The organism is Methylobacterium guangdongense, from assembly GCF_038442355.1.
In the GTDB taxonomy this organism is placed as follows: domain Bacteria; phylum Pseudomonadota; class Alphaproteobacteria; order Rhizobiales; family Beijerinckiaceae; genus Methylobacterium; species Methylobacterium guangdongense.
The window spans coordinates 415,826-433,291 of the sequence record NZ_JBBXMX010000002.1 but is presented as its reverse complement, the minus strand read 5'-3'; the positions used below and the strand labels follow the sequence as shown (position 1 = coordinate 433,291).

The following is a 17,466-nucleotide window of genomic DNA, read 5'->3' as shown; positions in this document are numbered from 1 at the left end:
CGATCCGAGAGGTATGACGCCAACCACGAAGCCGCACCTGGGCGCACCTTGGCTGGCAGCGTCCGGGCCGATCCTCGCCATGCTGCTCGCCCTGGCCCTCGTCGCGGCCACCGGCCTGAGCCAGCGCTCGGCCCTGCCGGAGACCGTCGAGCCCTGGGTCTACGGCTATTTCGCCGGGCGCTATCCGCTCTTCGCCTTCGCCCTGGTGTACGGCGTGGCGCATCTCGTCCGCATGGCCGCGGGTCCCGGGCCGGCCTCCATCCCGCGCCGCCTCGTGTTCGGCCTCGCGGGCGCTGTCATCCTGCTCCTGGCCGGCCTCTATCCGACCTTCGGCGGCCTGATCCTGCGCGCCGCCTTCGCCACCGGCGGGATGGCGTTCCTGACCCACCAACCCCTGTGGCTGGCCTACGCGCTCGGAACGGGCGCAGGGGCGGCCGTCTTCGGTGGCCTCCTCGGCCTGTTCGCCATCGCGGCGAACCGCCCGCTGCGGCCGCGCCTCGGAAGGGTCGGCGCGGGGGTGCTCGCGTTCCTGGCCCTCTGGTTCGGCGCGGCCGCCATCGGCCTGTCCGGCACGCTCGGGCTCGGCCCCTGGCCGCACCGGGCCTTGCGCCCCGCGGAAGCCGGCCTCGCCGCCCTTCTGCTCGTCATTGCGGCCCTGCCGCATAGTGCGCTGACGACAGTCCGGCGGCATCGTCCGGCCTCCTGAGCGCGCCGCCTTGCGGGGCGCCCGCCGTTCCCGCAGAGTCCCCCCGTTCCGCGTTGTGGGACCCGGCCGTCGAGAGCCGGGCCCGGGGAGGCTTCAGGATGCATGAGGCGAACGTGATCGACCACGGCGCACGGGCGCTGCCGTCCGACCAGGGCCCGACCCCGCCATCAGGCCACGATGCGGCGCATCCCCGGCGCGCCGCGTATCCCCCGAACGTGCCCACCGCGATCGATCCGGCGCGCCTCGGCACCCTCGTGGACCTGTTCGAGACCAGCGCGGCCGCCTTCGCCGACCGGCCGGCGATGCTGTGCTTCGGCTCGACGATGACCTACGCCACCCTGAGCCGGCAGGCGCGCGACCTCGCGGCCTGGCTCCAGGCGGAGGGGCTGGCCAAGGGCGACCGGGTCGCCATCATGCTGCCGAACGTGCCGGCCTACGCGGTGGCGATCTTCGGCATCCTGCTGGCGGGCGGGACCATCGTGAACACCAACCCGCTCTATACGCCCCGGGAGCTCACGCAGCAGCTCAGCGATTCCGGGGCGCGGATCCTGATCGTGCTGGAGAATTTCGGCGCCACCGTCGCCGCCACGCTGCCGGATGTCGCCCTGAAGCGCGTCGTCCTGGTCGGCCCCGGCGACGGGCTGGGCCTGAAGGGTCGCGTGATCAACCTCGCCAGCCGGCACGTGCGCAAGGCGGTGCCGCCATTCCGGCTCCCGGAGGGGCTGGCTCTTCCGTTCACCGCCATGCTGCGCCGGGGCCGCGGGCTGCCCCGGGCGACCACCAGGGTCGAGCCGGAGGATCTCGCCTTCCTGCAATACACGGGCGGCACCACCGGCATCGCCAAGGCCGCGATGCTCAGCCACCGCAACATCATGGCGAATGTCGAGCAGTCGCAGCTCTGGTTCGACTCGAAGGATCCGAGCGTCACGCGCTGCTGCGTCACGGCGCTGCCGCTCTATCACATCTTCGCGCTCACAGCCTGCTTCTTCCAGTTCATGCGCAGCGGCGGCGCCTGCCTCCTGATCCCGAACCCGCGGGACTGCGACGGCATGGTCAAGACGCTGAGCCAGACGCCCTTCACGCACCTCATGGGCGTGAACACGCTGTTCAACGTGCTGATCAACCACCCGAAGATCGGGACGGTCGACTTCTCGAAGCTCGACTTCGTGGTCGGCGGCGGCACGGCGGTCCAGCGCGCGGTGGCCGAGCGCTGGAAGGCGCTCACCGGCAACACGATCATCGAGGGCTACGGCCTGTCGGAGACCTCACCCGTCGTCTCCGCCAACCCTCGCGGCCTGCGCGCGTTCTCGGGGACGATCGGCTTCCCGCTGCCCTCGACCGAGGTCTCGATCCGCGATGCGGCCGGCGAGCCGGTCCCGAGCGGGCAACCGGGTGAGATCTGCGTGCGCGGGCCCCAGGTGATGCGCGGCTACTGGAACCGGCCGGAGGAGACCGCCCGCGCCATGACGGCCGACGGATTCTTCCGCACCGGCGACGTGGCGATCCTGCTGCCGGACGGCCAGCTCAAGATCGTCGACCGGATGAAGGACATGATCCTCGTCTCGGGCTTCAACGTCTACCCGAACGAGGTCGAGGACGTGCTGGCCGCCCATCCCGGGGTGCTCGAATGCGCGGTGGTCGGCGCGCCGAACGCGGAGACCGGCGAGATGGTGGTGGCCCATGTGGTCCGGAAGGACCCGGCGCTCACGCCCGACACCCTGCGCGCCTACGCGCGCACGCAGCTCACCGGCTACAAGGTGCCCCGGCAGGTCGTCTTCCACGAGGCGCTGCCCAAGACCAATGTCGGCAAGGTGCTCCGGCGGGTGCTGCGCGACGAGACGCCGGAGGCCTGATCGCCGCCCGCGACGCCTCGACGCGTAACCGTCCGGCCGATCTCGCCGAAAGGTGAGGCTACGGCGCTTGCAGCCCTGTCGGCCCGGGCCGATCTGTGGGTTGCGATCCGTGGGTTGTAGGCGCGGGAAACCGGAAGAGGCGGCCATGTTGATCAAGCGCAAGCGCGGATGGGAGATTCCGGAGCACCTCGCCACCCCGGAGGCGCTGTTCCTGAACCGCCGCGCGCTGATCGGCGGTGCCGCCGGGCTCGCCGCCGGCTCGCTCCTCGGCGGCCGGACCGCCGTGGCGGCCGCGGGCGACCCGTCGCTCTATCCGGCCCCGCAGAACCCCGCCTACACCCTCGACCGTCCGGTGACGCCCGAGAAGTTCAGCGGCGACTACAACAACTTCTACGAGTTTGGCACATCCAAGACCGTGCTGCCCGCCGCGAACGCCCTCAAGACCCAGCCCTGGACCCTGAAGATCGATGGGCTCGTCGAGAAGCCGTTCGAGATCGGCGTGGACGACCTGATCCGGAAGGTCGGCCTGGAGGAACGGCTGTATCGCCACCGCTGCGTCGAGGCGTGGTCCATGGCGGTGCCCTGGACCGGCTTCCCGCTGTCGAAGCTCGTGGCGCTCGCCAAGCCGAGTTCGGGGGCGAAGTACATCCGCTTCGAGACCTTCATGGACAAGGCCATGGCGCCCGGCCAGCGCGCCTTCTACTACCCCTGGCCCTACACGGAGGGCCTGACCCTGGCCGAGGCCGGCAACGAGCTCGCCTTCGTGGTGACGGGCGTCTACGGCAAGCCGCTGCCCAAACAGTTCGGCGCGCCGATCCGCGTCGCGGTGCCGTGGAAGTACGGCTTCAAGTCGGCGAAGTCGCTTGTGAAGATCTCGTTCACGGCCGACCGGCCCAAGACCTTCTGGGAAGGGTTGCAGGCGTCCGAGTATGGCTTCTGGGCCAATGTGAACCCGGCCGTGCCGCATCCGCGCTGGAGCCAGGCGACCGAGCGCGTGCTCGGCACCGACCAGCGCGTGCCGACGCTGATCTACAACGGCTACGGCGAGCAGGTCGCGGGGCTCTACAAGGGCCTCGAGGGCGAGCGGCTCTTCGTCTGAGCCGTCCGCGGGCCGGTCAGTAGGTCCAGCGCTGCGCCTTCGACACCAAGAAGTCGCGGAACGCCTGGACCCGGGCCACGGAGCGCATCTCCTCGGCGTAGACGAGGTAGCTTTCCAGGCTCGGCATCTCGGTCTCGCGCAGGACCTGCACGAGCTGCTGGTCCCCGTCCACCGCGTAGTCGGGCAGGATGCCGATGCCGGCGCCGGCCTCCATGGCGCGCTGCAGGGCGCCGATGTTGTTCACCGTCAGGTGGACTTGGCGCCGGTCGCGCCCCTCGCGGCCGGCATCGGCCAGCCAGTGGGCGGCGAGCAGGTAGGACGGCTCGTTGCCGCCGAATGACACGAGGCGGTGGTCGTCGAGATCCTCGATCGACTTCGGCTCGCTGAAGCGCTTGACGTAATCCTGGCTCGCGAAGGCGTGGTAGTGGACGGTGAACAGCCGCCGCTGGATCAGGTCCGGCTGGGCCGGGCGGCGCATGCGGATCGCCACATCCGCCTCGCGCATGGCGAGATCCAACTCCTCGTTGGTGAGGATCAGTTCGATGCGCACGTCCGGATAAAGGTCGAGGAATTCGCCGACCCGCTGGGACAACCACGACGTGCCGAGGCCCACCGTCGTCGTGACCTTGAGATCGCCGGTCGGTCGCTCGGCGGTTTCGACCAGGCGGGCCCGGGTATTCTCCAGGCGCAGCTTCATGTCACGGGCGGCCCGGAACAGCAGATCGCCCTGCTCGGTGAGGAGCAGCCCCCTGGCGTGGCGGTGGAACAGCGGCGCCTTCAGCTCCCGCTCCAGGGCGCTGATCTGCCGGCTAACCGCCGACTGGCTGAGGCCGATATCGTCGCCCGCCTTGGTGAAACTGCCCGCCTCGGCGACGTTCAGGAAGATCCGGATCTTATCCCAGTCCAAGGCAAGAACCCCTACCAGCGCGAACCCGCACGCGGCGCCCGGGCGAGGCGGACGCGTGGCGCAGCGGGCGGATCACCGGGCGAGTTGCGCGGCGCCGACGGTGGGGAAACACGCGGGGCACCGCGCGGGTATGCGTGAGATGCATCCCGGCGCAGTCGACACTCCTATGCGCACGGCGCATGGTCGAGCGCAAGCGCCTGGATCAGGAATTCGGAGGACGACGGACGTGCGGTGGCCAAATCACAACCGCACGTGGAGATATCCTTACCGGGCCGCCTACTCGGCCGCTGCGGCCTGGACCGGGCTCTCGCCGATCTCCAGGTTGGCGAGGAACTTCTCCGCCTCCAGCGCGGCCATGCAGCCCATGCCGGCCGCCGTGATCGCCTGACGGTAGACGTCGTCGGTCACGTCGCCCGCCGCGAACACCCCGGGAATGTCGGTCTCCGTGGTGCCCGGCTTCACGGTGAGATAGCCGCCGTGGCGCATCGGCAATTGCCCCTCGAAGATCGCGGTCGCCGGCTGGTGGCCGATCGCCACGAACACGCCGTCGGCCTTCACCTCGCTGATCTCCCCGGAGCGCGGATCCGTCAGCCGGACATGGGTGACGTTCGGCGCGGGCTTCTGCACGCCGCAGATCTCGGCGATTTCCCGGTGCCAGAGCACCTCGACGTTCGGGTGCTTGAACAGGCGCTCCTGCAGGATCCGCTCGGCCCGGAACGAATCGCGGCGGTGGACCACCGTGACCTTGCTGGCGATATTGGCGAGGTAGAGCGCCTCCTCGACGGCCGTGTTGCCGCCGCCGACCACGACGACCTCCTTGCCGCGGAAGAAGAAGCCGTCGCAGGTCGCGCAGGCCGAGACGCCGCCGCCCTGGAAGGTCGCCTCGGAGGGGATCCCGAGCCACTTGGCCTGGGCGCCGGTGGCGATGATCAGCGCGTCGCAGGAGTAGGTCTCGCCCGAATCGGCCTCGAGCCGGAACGGCCGCTGCTTGAGATCGACCTTGGTGATGTACTCGGAGACGATGCGGGTGCCGACATGCTCGGCCTGGAGCCGCATCTGCTCCATCAGCCAGGGCCCCTGGATCGCCTCGGCGAAGCCCGGATAGTTCTCGACATCCGTGGTGATCATAAGTTGCCCGCCCGGCTGGAAGCCCGAGATCAGCAGCGGCTCCACCATGGCGCGGGCCGCGTAGATCGCCGCCGTGTAGCCGGCCGGCCCGGAGCCGATGATCACCAGCTTGGCATGGGTATGGGCCATCTCTCGGTCTCCTCAGGCGCGATCGGCCGTGCGGTGCGCAGCGTAAGCGGTCGCGAGCGCCTGCGCGATCACCGGCGTCGCATCGATCGGCTTGTACGACAGGTCCACCAACTGACCGGTAAAGGGCCGGAGGGCTCCGGCGATCGCCAGCCCGGCGAACATCCGCCGGTGCCGGATATAGGTACGCGGCAGGTCGAACAGCAGGACCGGCGCGCCGGTGGCCACGGCCTCGCTGACCATGTTGGCCGAATCGGAGGTGACCACGATCGCCTCGGCGAGGGCCAGCATGGCCACGTAGGGGTTGTCGCCACTCCCGTCCCAGAGGAAGCCGCCGGTCTCGGCCGCCAGGGCCTTCACGGCGTTCCGGAGGGGATCAGGCGTCCGACGGGAGATCGTCACCATGAGCCGGCAGCCCTGATCCACCAGGGAGCGCAGATCCCCGACGAGTCGGATCATGTCGGTCTTGCGGTAGCTCAGGTGCCGGCTGTCGCCGCCGACCAGCACGGCCACCCGGGGCCCGTCGAGGCGGGCGAGGCGCGGATCGGGCCGGGCGCGGGCCGCCGCGAGGCGCGCCGCGGTCACGAGGTGCGGCGCCGTCAGCGTCGTGAAGACGTTGGGGCCGCGCAGGTCGTCGTAATCCGGCACCCAGATGAAGTCGGCGCTGTCCTCCCCGGTGCGCGGATCCTTGAGGAAGGCCGTGAAGGTCCGCCCGCCCGTGGCGCGCCGCACGGCCCGCAGATAGGGCACGGACCGACGCCCGGAGGCGATCAAGATATCGGGATAGGGCCCCGACAGGGCACCGGCCCGGCGCCGCGGGCCCTCGCGCGGGTCGATCGGCCCCCAGGGCGCCATCCAGCCGAACGGCCCGGAGGCCGGCACCTGCCGGATCTCGAAAGCGACGCCCAGGGTCTCGGCGATGCCGACGCACTGGTTCTCGTCGCCGGCCTTGCCGTCGGTGACGATCCAGGCGCGGGCGTGAGCCAGTTCGGGCAGGGATTCGGATCGCGCGTCCGGGCGGTTGCGCCTGGCGGGTTTCGCCTCCGTCACGTCGATGCTCGCCATGCGCCTTGCTCGGGAAACCCGTTTTCGAAACCGGAAGCGATCGTCTCCGCTTCTTTCCCTCCCCCGCAGAGGGGGGAGGGAGTTGCACCCGCACGTATAGGGCCGATCCGCGGGGACACGTTGGAACTGATCGCTGTAGCGTCGGCCGTCAGCGCGACCCGCTCTACTCCCGCGGCAGATCCCGCGCGAGCCACTGGGCGTAGATGTCGGCGATCGCCGCCAGCCGGCGCCCCTCGAAGTCCTGAGCGTACCACGCGCCGCCATAGCTCGACGGCGTCGCGGTCATCTGCGGGTGCCGCCCGAGGATCTGGCCCTTCGGCCCGACGAGCAGCGCCTCGCCTTCCAGATAGTCGGACTGGAAATTGCCGCCCAGGCCCGGCCGCGCACCGCTGCCGACGTAGGGCCGCAGGGACACGCCCGTGATCACCACGACGAGGCGCGGTCCGCGCCCGCCGATCCGATCCGCGAAATTCTTGCGCAGGGCCTCGGTCAGGTCGGCCGCCAGCGCTTCCGCCTGCAGGCCCGCACCCTTGTCGAGGAGCGGCCGCACGTCGACCCGGATATCGGAGAATTGGGCGGTCGCCGGAAACTCGTCCGCCGCCGCGGAGCCCGCGACGGCGCAGAGGATCAGACCGGCGAGCCGGCCCCAGGAACGCGACAGCATCCGCTCAGCCGCCGTACTGGACGGCGACGACCTCGTAGGATTTGCCGCCGCCGGGCGTCGTCACCTCGACGGTGTCGCCGACGCCCTTGCCGATCAGCGCGCGGGCGATCGGCGAGGTGATCGAGACCCGGCCCGAGCGCACGTCGGCCTCCGGCTCGCCGACGATCTGGTAGGTCTTCTCCTCCTCCGTGTCCTCGTCGACGAGCTTCACGGTGGCGCCGAACTTGATCTTGCTGCCCGAGAGCTTGGTGACATCGATGATCTCGGCGCGGGCGATCATGCTCTCCAGCTCCATGACGCGGCCCTCGTTGTGGGACTGCGCCTCCTTGGCGGCATGATACTCGGCGTTCTCCGACAGGTCGCCCAGCGCGCGCGCCTCGGCGATCGCCTGGATGATGCGCTGGCGCTCAACCTGCTGGCGGTGTTTCAGCTCCTCTTCGAGGGCTGCGAAGCCGCGCACCGTGATCGGAACCTTGTCTATCGCCATCGTCTCGCGCCACAATGAAGAGGCCCGGCCGAGAGTGCAGCACTCTCTCCGGGCCACGAGATAAAGTCAGCGGAACCCTGAGGCTCAGGCCGCGAAGTATTCCTGCAACGCGCGGACCTTGAGATCGCCTTCTAAGTAGGCCTTGATCCCCTCGGCCGCGGCCATCGCGCCAGCTAGAGTGGTGTAATACGGCACCTTATGCAAGAGGGCCGCGCGCCGGAGCGAGCGCGAGTCCGACAGAGCGCCCGCGCCTTCGGTGGTGTTGAGGACGAGGTGGATGCCGCCGTTCTTGATCGCGTCGACCACGTGCGGCCGCCCTTCGAGCACCTTGTTGATCCGCTCGGCCGGAACGCCGTTCTCGACGAGATAGCGCTGGGTGCCGCCGGTCGCCAGGATGGTGAAGCCGAGATCCGACAGCAGCTTCATGGTCGGCAGGATGCGGGCCTTGTCGGCATCCCGCACCGAGACGAACACGCTGCCCGCCTTGGGCACCTGCGTGCCCGAGCCGAGCTGACTCTTGGCGAAGGCCACGCCGAAGCTGGTATCGAGGCCGATCACCTCGCCGGTGGAGCGCATCTCCGGGCCGAGCAGCACGTCAACACCGGGGAAGCGAGCGAAGGGGAACACCGCTTCCTTGACGGCGATATGCGGCAGGGTCTTGGGCTTCAGGCCGAAGGTCGCGAGCGGCTCGCCCGCCATGATACGGGCTGCGATCTTCGCGATCGGCTCGCCGATAACCTTGGCGACGAACGGCACCGTGCGCGAAGCGCGGGGATTTACCTCCAGCACGTAGATGACGCCGTCCTTGATGGCGTACTGCACGTTCATCAGGCCGACGACCTTGAGCGCCAGCGCCATCGCCTTGGTCTGCCGCTCCAGCTCATCCATGGTCTCGGGCGAGAGCGAGCGCGGCGGCAGGGAGCAGGCCGAGTCGCCGGAATGGATGCCGGCCTCCTCGATGTGCTCCATGATGCCGGCGATGAACACGTCCTTGCCGTCGCAGACCGCGTCGACGTCGACCTCGACCGCGTCCGACAGGTAGCGGTCGAACAGGAGCGGGTTCTTGCCCAGCACCGTGTTGATCTGGCCGGTCTTGTCGTTCGGGTAGCGGGCCTTGACCTCGGAGGGGATCAGGCTCGGCAGCGTGTCGAGCAGGTAGTCGGCGAACTGCGTCTCGTCGCGGATGATCGCCATGGCGCGCCCGCCGAGCACGTAGCTCGGGCGCACCACGAAGGGCAGGCCGAGATCGGCCGCGACCAGCCGGCTCTGCTCCACCGAGTAGGCGATGCCGTTCTTCGGCTGCTTCATCGCGAGCTTGTCGAGGAGGCGCTTGAACTGGTCGCGGTCCTCGGCGAGGTCGATCGCGTCGGGCGAGGTGCCGAGGATCGGCACGCCGGCGGATTCCAGCGCCCGGGCGAGCTTCAGCGGGGTCTGGCCGCCGAACTGTACGATCACCCCGTGCAGGGTGCCGGCCTGCCGCTCGGTCTCGATGATCTCCAGCACGTCCTCGGCGGTCAGCGGCTCGAAATAGAGCCGGTCGGAGGTGTCGTAGTCGGTCGAGACCGTCTCCGGGTTGCAGTTGACCATGATGGTCTCGTAGCCGGCATCCGACAGCGCGAAGCAGGCGTGGCAGCAGCAATAGTCGAACTCGATGCCCTGGCCGATCCGGTTCGGGCCGCCGCCGAGGATCACGATCTTCTTGGCGTCGGAGGGCTGCGCCTCATCGACCACCGCGCCCGCGAAGGGCGCCACGTAGGTCGAGTACATGTAGGCGGTGGGCGACTTGAACTCGGCCGCGCAGGTGTCGATCCGCTTGTAGACCGGCCGCACCGACAGGGCGCGCCGGGCTGCGCTGACGGCGGCCTCCTCGGTCTTGGCCAGCACCGCGAGGCGGGCATCCGAGAAGCCGGCGGCCTTGAGCTGGCGGAAGGCACCGGCGGTCTTCGGCAGACCGTGGGCCTTCACGCGGTTCTCAAGGTCGATGATCGCCTGAAGCTGCTCCAGGAACCAGGGGTCGATCTTGCAGGAGGCGTAGACCTGCTCGTGGCTGACGCCGAGGCGCAGGGCCTGCGCAACCTTCAGGAGCCGGTCCGGGGTCGGGGTGCCGATCGCCGCCTTGATGGCGTTGTGGTCGTCGCCCTTGCCCAGCCCCTCGATCTCGATGTCGTCGAGGCCGGTCAGGCCGGTCTCCAGGGAGCGGAGCGCCTTCTGGAGCGATTCGGCAAAGCACCGGCCGATCGCCATGGCCTCGCCCACCGACTTCATGGCGGTGGTCAGCGTCGGCTCGGCGCCCGGGAATTTCTCGAAAGCGAAGCGCGGGATCTTGGTGACGACGTAGTCGATCGTCGGCTCGAACGAGGCCGGGGTCGCGCCGCCGGTGATGTCGTTGGCGATCTCGTCGAGCGTGTAGCCGACCGCGAGCTTGGCGGCGACCTTGGCGATCGGGAAGCCGGTCGCCTTCGAGGCGAGCGCCGAGGAGCGCGAGACGCGCGGATTCATCTCGATCACGATCATCCGCCCGTTCTCGGGGTTGATCGCGAACTGCACGTTGGAGCCGCCGGTCTCGACGCCGATCTCGCGGAGCACCGCCAGCGATGCGTCGCGCATCACTTGGTATTCCTTGTCGGTCAGCGTCAGCGCCGGGGCGACGGTGATCGAGTCGCCGGTGTGGACGCCCATCGGGTCGATGTTCTCGATGGAGCAGACGATGATGCAGTTGTCGTTCTTATCCCGAACGACCTCCATCTCGTACTCTTTCCAGCCGAGCACGCTCTCCTCGATCAGCACCTCGTTGGTCGGCGAGGCGTCGATGCCGCGCTCGACGATGTCGAGAAACTCCTCGCGGTTGTATGCGATGCCGCCGCCGGTGCCGCCCATGGTGAAGGACGGGCGGATGATCGCCGGCAGGCCGACCTCGGCCAGCGCCATCAGCGCCTGCCCGATCGCATGCTCGCCGTAGCGCTTGCGCCGGTCGGTCTCGCCGGCCATCCAGCCCTTCTCGAAGGCTGCGAGGGCAACCCGGCGCGCCTCCGGATCCGTGTTGGCGGATTCGATGCGCGCGACCTCGGCGAGGTACTTCTCGCGATCCGCCTTCTTGGCGGCGGACGCATTGGCCAGGGCCGATTTCGGGGTGTCGAGCCCGATCTTGGTCATGGCGTCGCGGAACAGGCTCCGGTCCTCGGCCTTGTCGATCGCCTCCGCGGTGGCGCCGATCATCTGAACGCCGTACTTGGCCAGCACGCCCATCTTCTGGAGCGAGAGGGCGCAGTTCAGCGCCGTCTGGCCACCCATGGTCGGCAGGATCGCGTCCGGGCGCTCCTTCTCGATGATCTTGGCGACGATCTCGGGCGTGATCGGCTCGACATAGGTCGCGTCCGCCATGTCCGGATCGGTCATGATCGTGGCGGGGTTCGAATTGACCAGGACGATCCGGTAGCCCTCCTCGCGGAGTGCCTTGCAGGCCTGGGTCCCGGAATAGTCGAACTCGCAGGCCTGTCCGATGATGATCGGACCCGCACCGATGATCAGAATCGAGGAGATGTCGGTGCGTTTGGGCATCGGGGGCCTTTTCAGGCCAAGCGCGCCCGATCGGGCAGGGCCAGAGCCCTGCGCCCGGACGCGCGTGGCGGGATTATCGTTGAACGCCGCATTTACACGGGCCGTCCCCGCTTTGGAAGGCCATGGCCCATGCGCAACCGGAGCACGCACAGGACGCCAAGCTTCGCCACTCGCAGGTAACGCTGGCGATGTTCCAAATTGATCCCTGGATCAATCGCGTGCCTGCCGGCGTCGAACGCGGTCGGTGAGGCTCAAACGATCGTTACGTCCGTCGAGCGTCGCAAAGAGACCTCAAGACTGACGATGATTGGGAATCGGTGAGCGTCGCAGCTCTGCCGATCGACGCGGTCTTGGGGGCGACCACCGCGGAAACCGTGGTGAAGACGTCAAGCAGCCGCCCCGGCGGAATGATGAACTTCGATTCCTCCGACGTGAAGATTCAGCCGGGCGACACGATCCGGTTCGTGCCCGCCGGCAAGGGACACCACGCCGAGCTCATCAACGGCATGGCCCCGAGGGCGCCCGGCTTCAGGTTCGTGATGGGCAAGGCGGGGACCGCGACCTTCGACGAGGCGGACCGCTACGGCTTCAAAGGCGCGCCGCACACCATCACGGGCATGGTCGGCCTGATCCAGATTGGCGGCATGCCGGAGAACTGGGAGGCCGCCAAACGGTTCGAGCCGCTGGCCGTGAAGGTGCAGTTATCCGGTCGGAGCGGCATGCCGCCCCGTCTCAGAAGCTCGCGTAGAGCGCGGCCACGGCCCGGTCGATGGAGAGGTAGAACACCCCGAACGCCACCAGGGCGGCCGCAGCGAACTCGACGGCGACGTTCGAGAGCGTCTGCGCGCGGCGCAGGGCCTCACGGCCGAAATACAGGGAGACCCAAGCCAGGGCGAGGACGGCCGGCAGGGCGAAGAGATACGACACCGTGCTCTCGACCCGATCGAGGCCGCCCGTTGGGTCGATCAGCGCGCGGATGTTGCGCACCCACGGGGCGTAGAAGGCGGCGGTGAGGGCGGTCAGCCAGGACAGGCCCACGGCGACGCCGAGATGGAGCGTGAAGGTGCGGTGCAGGCGGGAGAAATCGTCGCGCGCCTCGTCGATGGTCATCCGGCATTCCCCTGCGACGGAGCCGGTGGCGGCGGGCGCGGGTGCGCCGCCGTTCACGGGCCGTCATGGGTCTCTTAAGCCGGCGGATTTCGCGGATTTTATGGCCCCGGCGGGGCCCGATTGGGATCGCGCCGGGAACCGATCAGGGTTTCGCCGCTTGTTCCGGCTAGCCTGAGCGCATCAGCGTCACGAACCGCTCGAACAGGTAGTGGCTGTCGCGCGGGCCCGGCGAGGCCTCCGGGTGGTGCTGTACCGAGAAGGCGGGTCGGTCGGTGAGCGTCAGGCCACAATTTGAGCCGTCGAACAGCGAGACGTGGGTTTCGACCGCGCTCTCCGGCAGGCTCGCCGGGTCCACCGCGAAGCCGTGGTTCATCGAGACGATCTCGACCTTGCCGGTGGTCTTGTCCTTCACCGGATGGTTCGCGCCGTGGTGGCCCTGGCCCATCTTCACGGTCCGGCCGCCGAGCGCGAGGCCCATCAGCTGGTGCCCGAGGCAGATGCCGAAGGTCGGCACCTTCGCGTCGAGCAGCTTGCGGATCACCGGTACCGCGTAGGCCCCGGTCGCGGCCGGGTCGCCGGGGCCATTCGACAGGAACACACCATCCGGCTTCAGCGCCAGGATCTCGTCGGCCGAAGTCGTCGCCGGCACCACGGTGACGTCGCAGCCGGCCTGGGCGAGGAGCCGCAGGATGTTGCGCTTCACGCCGTAATCGATCGCCACGACCTTCAGGCCCTCGCCGGGGGCGCGCTTGCCGTAGCCGTTACCCAGCGCCCAGACGGTCTCCGACCACTCGGACGGCGCCCGGCTCGTCACCGGCGGCACGAGGTCGAGCCCCTCCATCGGCGCCAAAGCCGCCGCGCGGGCCTTCAGCGCCTCGCGGTCGAACTGGCCGTCGGGATCGTTGGCGATCACGGCGTTCGGCATGCCGTGGTCGCGGATCCGAGCGGTGAGCGCCCGGGTGTCGACGCCGGTGATGCCCACGATGCCGCGGGCCTTGAGCCAGCCATCGAGATGCGAGGAGGAGCGCCAGTTCGACGGCTTCGTCACCGCCGAGGCGATCACGGTGCCGCGCACGCCGGAGGCCGGGGCCGCCTCCAGGCTCTCGAGATCCTCGTCGTTCGTGCCGACATTGCCGATATGCGGGAAGGTGAAGGTGACGATCTGCCCGGCATAGGACGGATCGGTCAGGATCTCCTGATAGCCGGTCATCGCCGTGTTGAAGCAGACTTCGCCGTCGGCGATGCCGGTCTGGCCGATGCCGAAGCCCTCCAGGACCGTGCCGTCGGCCAGGACCAGCAGGGCCGTGGCGACGGGCTCGGCCCACGGCTCGGGCGCCGGGGCGTCGGGGGCGGCGGCGTCTTGCAGCATGGGGCGAGTCTCGCTTATGTCCGGCCGAAGGCGGGCGCCGGTTTGCGGCGCTCTCGGCTTGCAGCATGATCGTGTGCGGCGCTCTTAGCGAGCGGCCCGCGATGGGGTCAATGTGGCTCCGCCCTCCGCAGGGCTCAACGTCTGCTTATCACAGGGCAGATCCGCAAATCGCAGGCCAGCCCGCCGTTTCGATCACTGGAAGGTTTGACCAAGATGCTGCGCGCGCGCTTCACCACCGAGATGAAGGAGGCCATGAAGGCCGGCGACAAGGAGCGGCTCGCGACCGTCCGGATGATGCAGGCCGCCCTCAAGGATCGGGACATCGAGGCCCGCGGCACCGGCAAGGACCCGATCTCCGACGACGAGATCCTGTCGCTGCTGCAGAAGATGATCAAGCAGCGCACCGAATCGGCCAACGTCTACGAGCAGGGTGGCCGCCCGGAACTCGCCGCCAACGAGCGCGCCGAGATCGCTATCATCGAGAGCTTCCTGCCGAAGCAGATGGACGAGGCCGAGACGCAGGCGGCGATCGACGCGGCGATCGCCGAGACCGGCGCCGCCGGCCCGAAGGACATGGGCAAGGTGATCGCCGCCCTGAAGGGCGCCTATGCCGGCCGGATGGATTTCGGCAAGGCGAGCGGGCTGGTGAAGGCGGCGCTCGCCGCGAAGGGGTGAGGCGCGCTCAAGTCTCTCCCGCGGTGCAGGCTCTGACATAGCTCCGCAGCACCGCATTGATCCGGCTTTGGTAGCCATCACCGCCATCCTTGAAATAGTCCAAGATGTCGGCATCCAGCCGGATGGAAACGGCGACCTTGCGCGGCGGGACCACAACCTCGGCGCGCGACCAATCGATATCGAGGGGCGCGGCATCCGGATCCTCCGCGACCGCCGCCGCGATCTCGGCATCGTTCAGCGCGGCGATCCGCGCCGGATCGGTCACTCCAGGCTGGCGCTCAGCCACCGAAGTGCGCCGCGAAGACCTGTCGCTCATTTCGCCTCGCTGCTCTTGCGGAGATAATCCGCACGACACCGCCTCGATCGGTCCAAACGACCGCGATGACGCTTTCGGCGACCCGACCTAGGCTGACCATCCGGATCTCGTCGTTCCGGATCGTCTTGGTTGTCAGGTGCGGACCGTCGAAGATGCCGATCGCGTCGCGGAAATCGATGCCGTGCTTCTCAAGATTGATGGCTCGCTTGCTCTCGTCCCAGGCGAAGCCATCACGCGGCATGTCCTAGCCTAAAATCGAATCGGCGTCGATACAAATGTATATACACCCGCGGGCCTTGCGAGTCGCATGGGCGTAATCGCCATCGCACTCCAGTAACCGGTACGCGCACTTCTCCACGCAATCCCCTGGCGATGCCTTTTCACGGCAGCGTTGAGACTCCGGCACGCCCGGCACGCTATACTCGGCGGTCCCGTCAACCGTCCCAGGCCCCGTGCGCTATCCGCCTCACATCCTGGAAGAGATCCGTGCCCGGCTACCGGCTTCGTCGGTGGTCGGCCGTCGCGTCCAGCTCAAGAAGGCCGGCCGGGAGTGGCGCGGCCTGTCGCCGTTCAACGCCGAGAAGACGCCGTCCTTCTACGTCAACGACCAGAAGCAGTTCTATCATTGCTTCTCCTCCTCCAAGCACGGCGACATCTTCACCTTCCTGATGGAGACGGAGGGCCTGAGCTTCCCCGAGGCCGTGGAACGGCTGGCCGGGGAGGCGGGCGTCAGCCTGCCCGCGCCGACCGAGGACAATCGGGCCAGCGAACGGAAGCGCGCGGGCGCGATCGAGGTGATGGAGATGGCCGCCCGCTGGTTCGAGGAGCGGCTGCTGTCGAACCAGGGCAGCGAAGCCCGCGCCTATCTCGAACGACGGGCGCTCGGCCGCGAAACCCAGCAGGCCTTCCGCCTGGGCTACGCCCCGAACGATCGCTACGCCCTGCGCGATCATCTGGCCGGGCAGGGCGTCGACAAGGAGCTGATGATCGAGATGGGGTTGCTGGCGGCCGGGGAGGGCGTCTCGGTCCCGTACGATTATTTTCGCGATCGGGTGATGTTCCCGATCACCGACACCCGCGGCCGGGTGGTGGCGTTCGGCGGGCGGGCGCTCTCGAAGGACGTGCGCGCCAAGTACCTGAACTCGCCGGAGACGCCGCTCTTCCACAAGGGCCGGACGCTCTACAACCTGCACGGCGCCCGCAAGGCCGCGCATGATCGCAGCTCGATCATCGCGGTCGAGGGCTATGTCGACGTCATCGCGATGACGCTCGCCGGCCATCCCGAGACCGTGGCGCCGCTGGGCACGGCGCTGACCGAGGACCAGCTCGGCCTGCTCTGGCGCCATGCCGACGAGCCGATCCTGTGCTTCGACGGCGACAAGGCCGGCCAGCGGGCGGCGTTCCGGGCGCTGGATCTGGCGCTGCCGCTGCTGGAGCCGGGCCGGTCCCTGCGGATCGCACTGCTCCCCGGCGGCCAGGATCCCGACGATCTGCTGCGCTCCGGCGGCCCCGGGGCGATCGATCAGGTGCTCAACGCGGCCCTGCCACTGTCCGAACTGCTCTGGCGCCGCGCCGTCGAGGCCGGACCGGTCGACACGCCGGAGCGGCGCGCCGGCCTGACCCAGACCCTGCGCACCACCGTCGCGACGATCCGCGACGAGACCGTGCGGCGCTACTACCGCGACGATATTGAGGAGCGGCTGCGCAGCCTGTCGCCCCGCAACGCGCGTGCGGCCGGGCCGTCGCCCCGTGGTGGACGGACCCGCTTCGTGCGCCCCGGCGAGCCGGTCTCGCCCCGCATCACCGGCAGTCCGAGCCCATCGATGACGGCATCCGCGGGCTTCACCGGCGCGGCGCCGGTCCGCGAAGCGGTGATCGTCGGCACGCTGCTCGCGCATCCCGAAATGCTCGCCGACTTCGCCGAGGAGATCGCCGAACTGGACTTCGAGGATCCGGATGCGCGGGCGCTTTTGTCGGTCCTGCTCGCCTGCGCGGCCGAAGACGCGCGCACGGATCCGGACGTGTTGCAAAACCGCATCACCCGCGCCGGACTGAGCGCCGCCGCAGAGCGCATTCTCACGCTGGCCCGCTCACGGGACCGCAATACCGTCGCTCCGCATGCCGATCCGGCGCAGCGCGCGGACGCGCTCCGACAGGCGATGATCTTGCACCAACAGGCAGGAGCGCTACATAGCGAACTTCGCGAAGCACGGCAGGCGTTTGAGAACGATCCGACCGATGCCGGATGGGCATGGCTCTGCGAAGTGAAGGCGAGGCTGGAGACCGTCATCGCCGCCGAGGCCGAGGCCGAACAGCCGCTGTCGAGCGACTCGACGGCCGCCTGACGGCTGTGTCATGGCGGTCTAGGCTGGCGGTGGGGAGCAGCTCGCCATAGTTAACAAT

General features: G+C 68.9%; 15 protein-coding genes and 1 pseudogene. 6 read left to right on the top strand and 10 right to left on the bottom strand.

The features are described 5' to 3' along the window. The first annotated feature begins 13 nt into the window (after nucleotides 1–13). The 3 genes from AAHG09_RS05890 (at nucleotide 14) to msrP (ending at nucleotide 3,658) form a co-directional block, all read left to right on the top strand. Entirely contained in the window at nucleotides 14–706 is a 693-nt protein-coding gene (locus tag AAHG09_RS05890) for a hypothetical protein (RefSeq protein WP_342105989.1), read from the top strand. A 98-nt stretch (nucleotides 707–804) separates the two neighbouring features. Beyond that, nucleotides 805–2,559, top strand: a complete 1,755-nt coding sequence (locus tag AAHG09_RS05885) for an AMP-binding protein (RefSeq protein WP_342105987.1) — start codon at nucleotides 805–807, stop codon at nucleotides 2,557–2,559. Nucleotides 2,560–2,704: 145 nt separating this feature from the next. Continuing rightward, nucleotides 2,705–3,658: a protein-methionine-sulfoxide reductase catalytic subunit MsrP gene (msrP, locus tag AAHG09_RS05880; RefSeq protein ID WP_342105985.1), complete on the top strand. Its 954-nt coding sequence runs from the start codon at nucleotides 2,705–2,707 to the stop codon at nucleotides 3,656–3,658. Between the two features lie 16 nt (nucleotides 3,659–3,674). Here the strand turns inward: msrP and AAHG09_RS05875 are convergent, their stop codons facing one another. From AAHG09_RS05875 to carB, 6 genes are all read right to left on the bottom strand, one after another. Continuing rightward, nucleotides 3,675–4,565 (bottom strand): LysR family transcriptional regulator, encoded by an 891-nt coding sequence (locus AAHG09_RS05875; RefSeq protein ID WP_342105983.1) that lies wholly within the window; start codon nucleotides 4,563–4,565, stop codon nucleotides 3,675–3,677. A gap of 276 nt (nucleotides 4,566–4,841) precedes the next feature. Next, a complete protein-coding gene (gene trxB / locus AAHG09_RS05870; protein WP_342105982.1) occupies nucleotides 4,842–5,822 on the bottom strand; it encodes a thioredoxin-disulfide reductase in 981 nt (326 codons plus the stop codon). 12 nt (nucleotides 5,823–5,834) lie between these two features. Next, the gene (locus AAHG09_RS05865) at nucleotides 5,835–6,884 is read right to left on the bottom strand and encodes a mitochondrial fission ELM1 family protein (protein ID WP_342105981.1); all 1,050 of its coding nucleotides are present in this window, start codon (nucleotides 6,882–6,884) and stop codon (nucleotides 5,835–5,837) included. A gap of 163 nt (nucleotides 6,885–7,047) precedes the next feature. After that, nucleotides 7,048–7,548 carry a hypothetical protein gene (locus AAHG09_RS05860; RefSeq protein WP_342105980.1) on the bottom strand — a complete coding sequence of 167 codons (501 nt, stop codon included), beginning with the start codon at nucleotides 7,546–7,548 and terminating at the stop codon, nucleotides 7,048–7,050. A 4-nt stretch (nucleotides 7,549–7,552) separates the two neighbouring features. Next, nucleotides 7,553–8,029: a transcription elongation factor GreA gene (gene greA / locus AAHG09_RS05855; RefSeq protein ID WP_342106222.1), complete on the bottom strand. Its 477-nt coding sequence runs from the start codon at nucleotides 8,027–8,029 to the stop codon at nucleotides 7,553–7,555. Nucleotides 8,030–8,119: 90 nt separating this feature from the next. Next, the gene (gene carB / locus AAHG09_RS05850) at nucleotides 8,120–11,593 is read right to left on the bottom strand and encodes a carbamoyl-phosphate synthase large subunit (protein WP_342105979.1); all 3,474 of its coding nucleotides are present in this window, start codon (nucleotides 11,591–11,593) and stop codon (nucleotides 8,120–8,122) included. Nucleotides 11,594–12,000: 407 nt separating this feature from the next. Here carB and AAHG09_RS31890 point away from each other — a divergent pair. Beyond that, nucleotides 12,001–12,219, top strand: a pseudogene (locus tag AAHG09_RS31890) (plastocyanin/azurin family copper-binding protein); the annotation flags it as partial. 106 nt (nucleotides 12,220–12,325) lie between these two features. On the opposite strand, the gene AAHG09_RS05845 reads toward AAHG09_RS31890, so the two are convergent. After that, nucleotides 12,326–12,703 (bottom strand): hypothetical protein, encoded by a 378-nt coding sequence (locus AAHG09_RS05845; RefSeq protein ID WP_342105978.1) that lies wholly within the window; start codon nucleotides 12,701–12,703, stop codon nucleotides 12,326–12,328. 166 nt (nucleotides 12,704–12,869) lie between these two features. Further along, nucleotides 12,870–14,072, bottom strand: a complete 1,203-nt coding sequence (carA, locus tag AAHG09_RS05840; protein WP_342105977.1) for a glutamine-hydrolyzing carbamoyl-phosphate synthase small subunit — start codon at nucleotides 14,070–14,072, stop codon at nucleotides 12,870–12,872. A gap of 213 nt (nucleotides 14,073–14,285) precedes the next feature. Between carA and AAHG09_RS05835 the strand changes: the two genes are divergently transcribed. Then, complete coding sequence (locus tag AAHG09_RS05835; RefSeq protein ID WP_342105976.1) at nucleotides 14,286–14,747, top strand: GatB/YqeY domain-containing protein; 462 nt, start codon at nucleotides 14,286–14,288, stop codon at nucleotides 14,745–14,747. A gap of 7 nt (nucleotides 14,748–14,754) precedes the next feature. On the opposite strand, the gene AAHG09_RS05830 is transcribed toward AAHG09_RS05835, so the two are convergent. Together AAHG09_RS05830 and AAHG09_RS05825 are read right to left on the bottom strand one after the other, a co-directional pair. Beyond that, nucleotides 14,755–15,012, bottom strand: coding sequence for a BrnA antitoxin family protein (locus AAHG09_RS05830; RefSeq protein ID WP_342105975.1), 258 nt, complete (start codon nucleotides 15,010–15,012; stop codon nucleotides 14,755–14,757). Nucleotides 15,013–15,025: 13 nt separating this feature from the next. Continuing rightward, a complete protein-coding gene (locus AAHG09_RS05825; RefSeq protein WP_342105972.1) occupies nucleotides 15,026–15,304 on the bottom strand; it encodes a BrnT family toxin in 279 nt (92 codons plus the stop codon). Between the two features lie 211 nt (nucleotides 15,305–15,515). Here AAHG09_RS05825 and dnaG point away from each other — a divergent pair, with 211 nt between their 5' ends. Next, complete coding sequence (gene dnaG, locus AAHG09_RS05820; RefSeq protein WP_342105970.1) at nucleotides 15,516–17,408, top strand: DNA primase; 1,893 nt, start codon at nucleotides 15,516–15,518, stop codon at nucleotides 17,406–17,408. The last annotated feature ends 58 nt before the right edge of the window (nucleotides 17,409–17,466 follow it).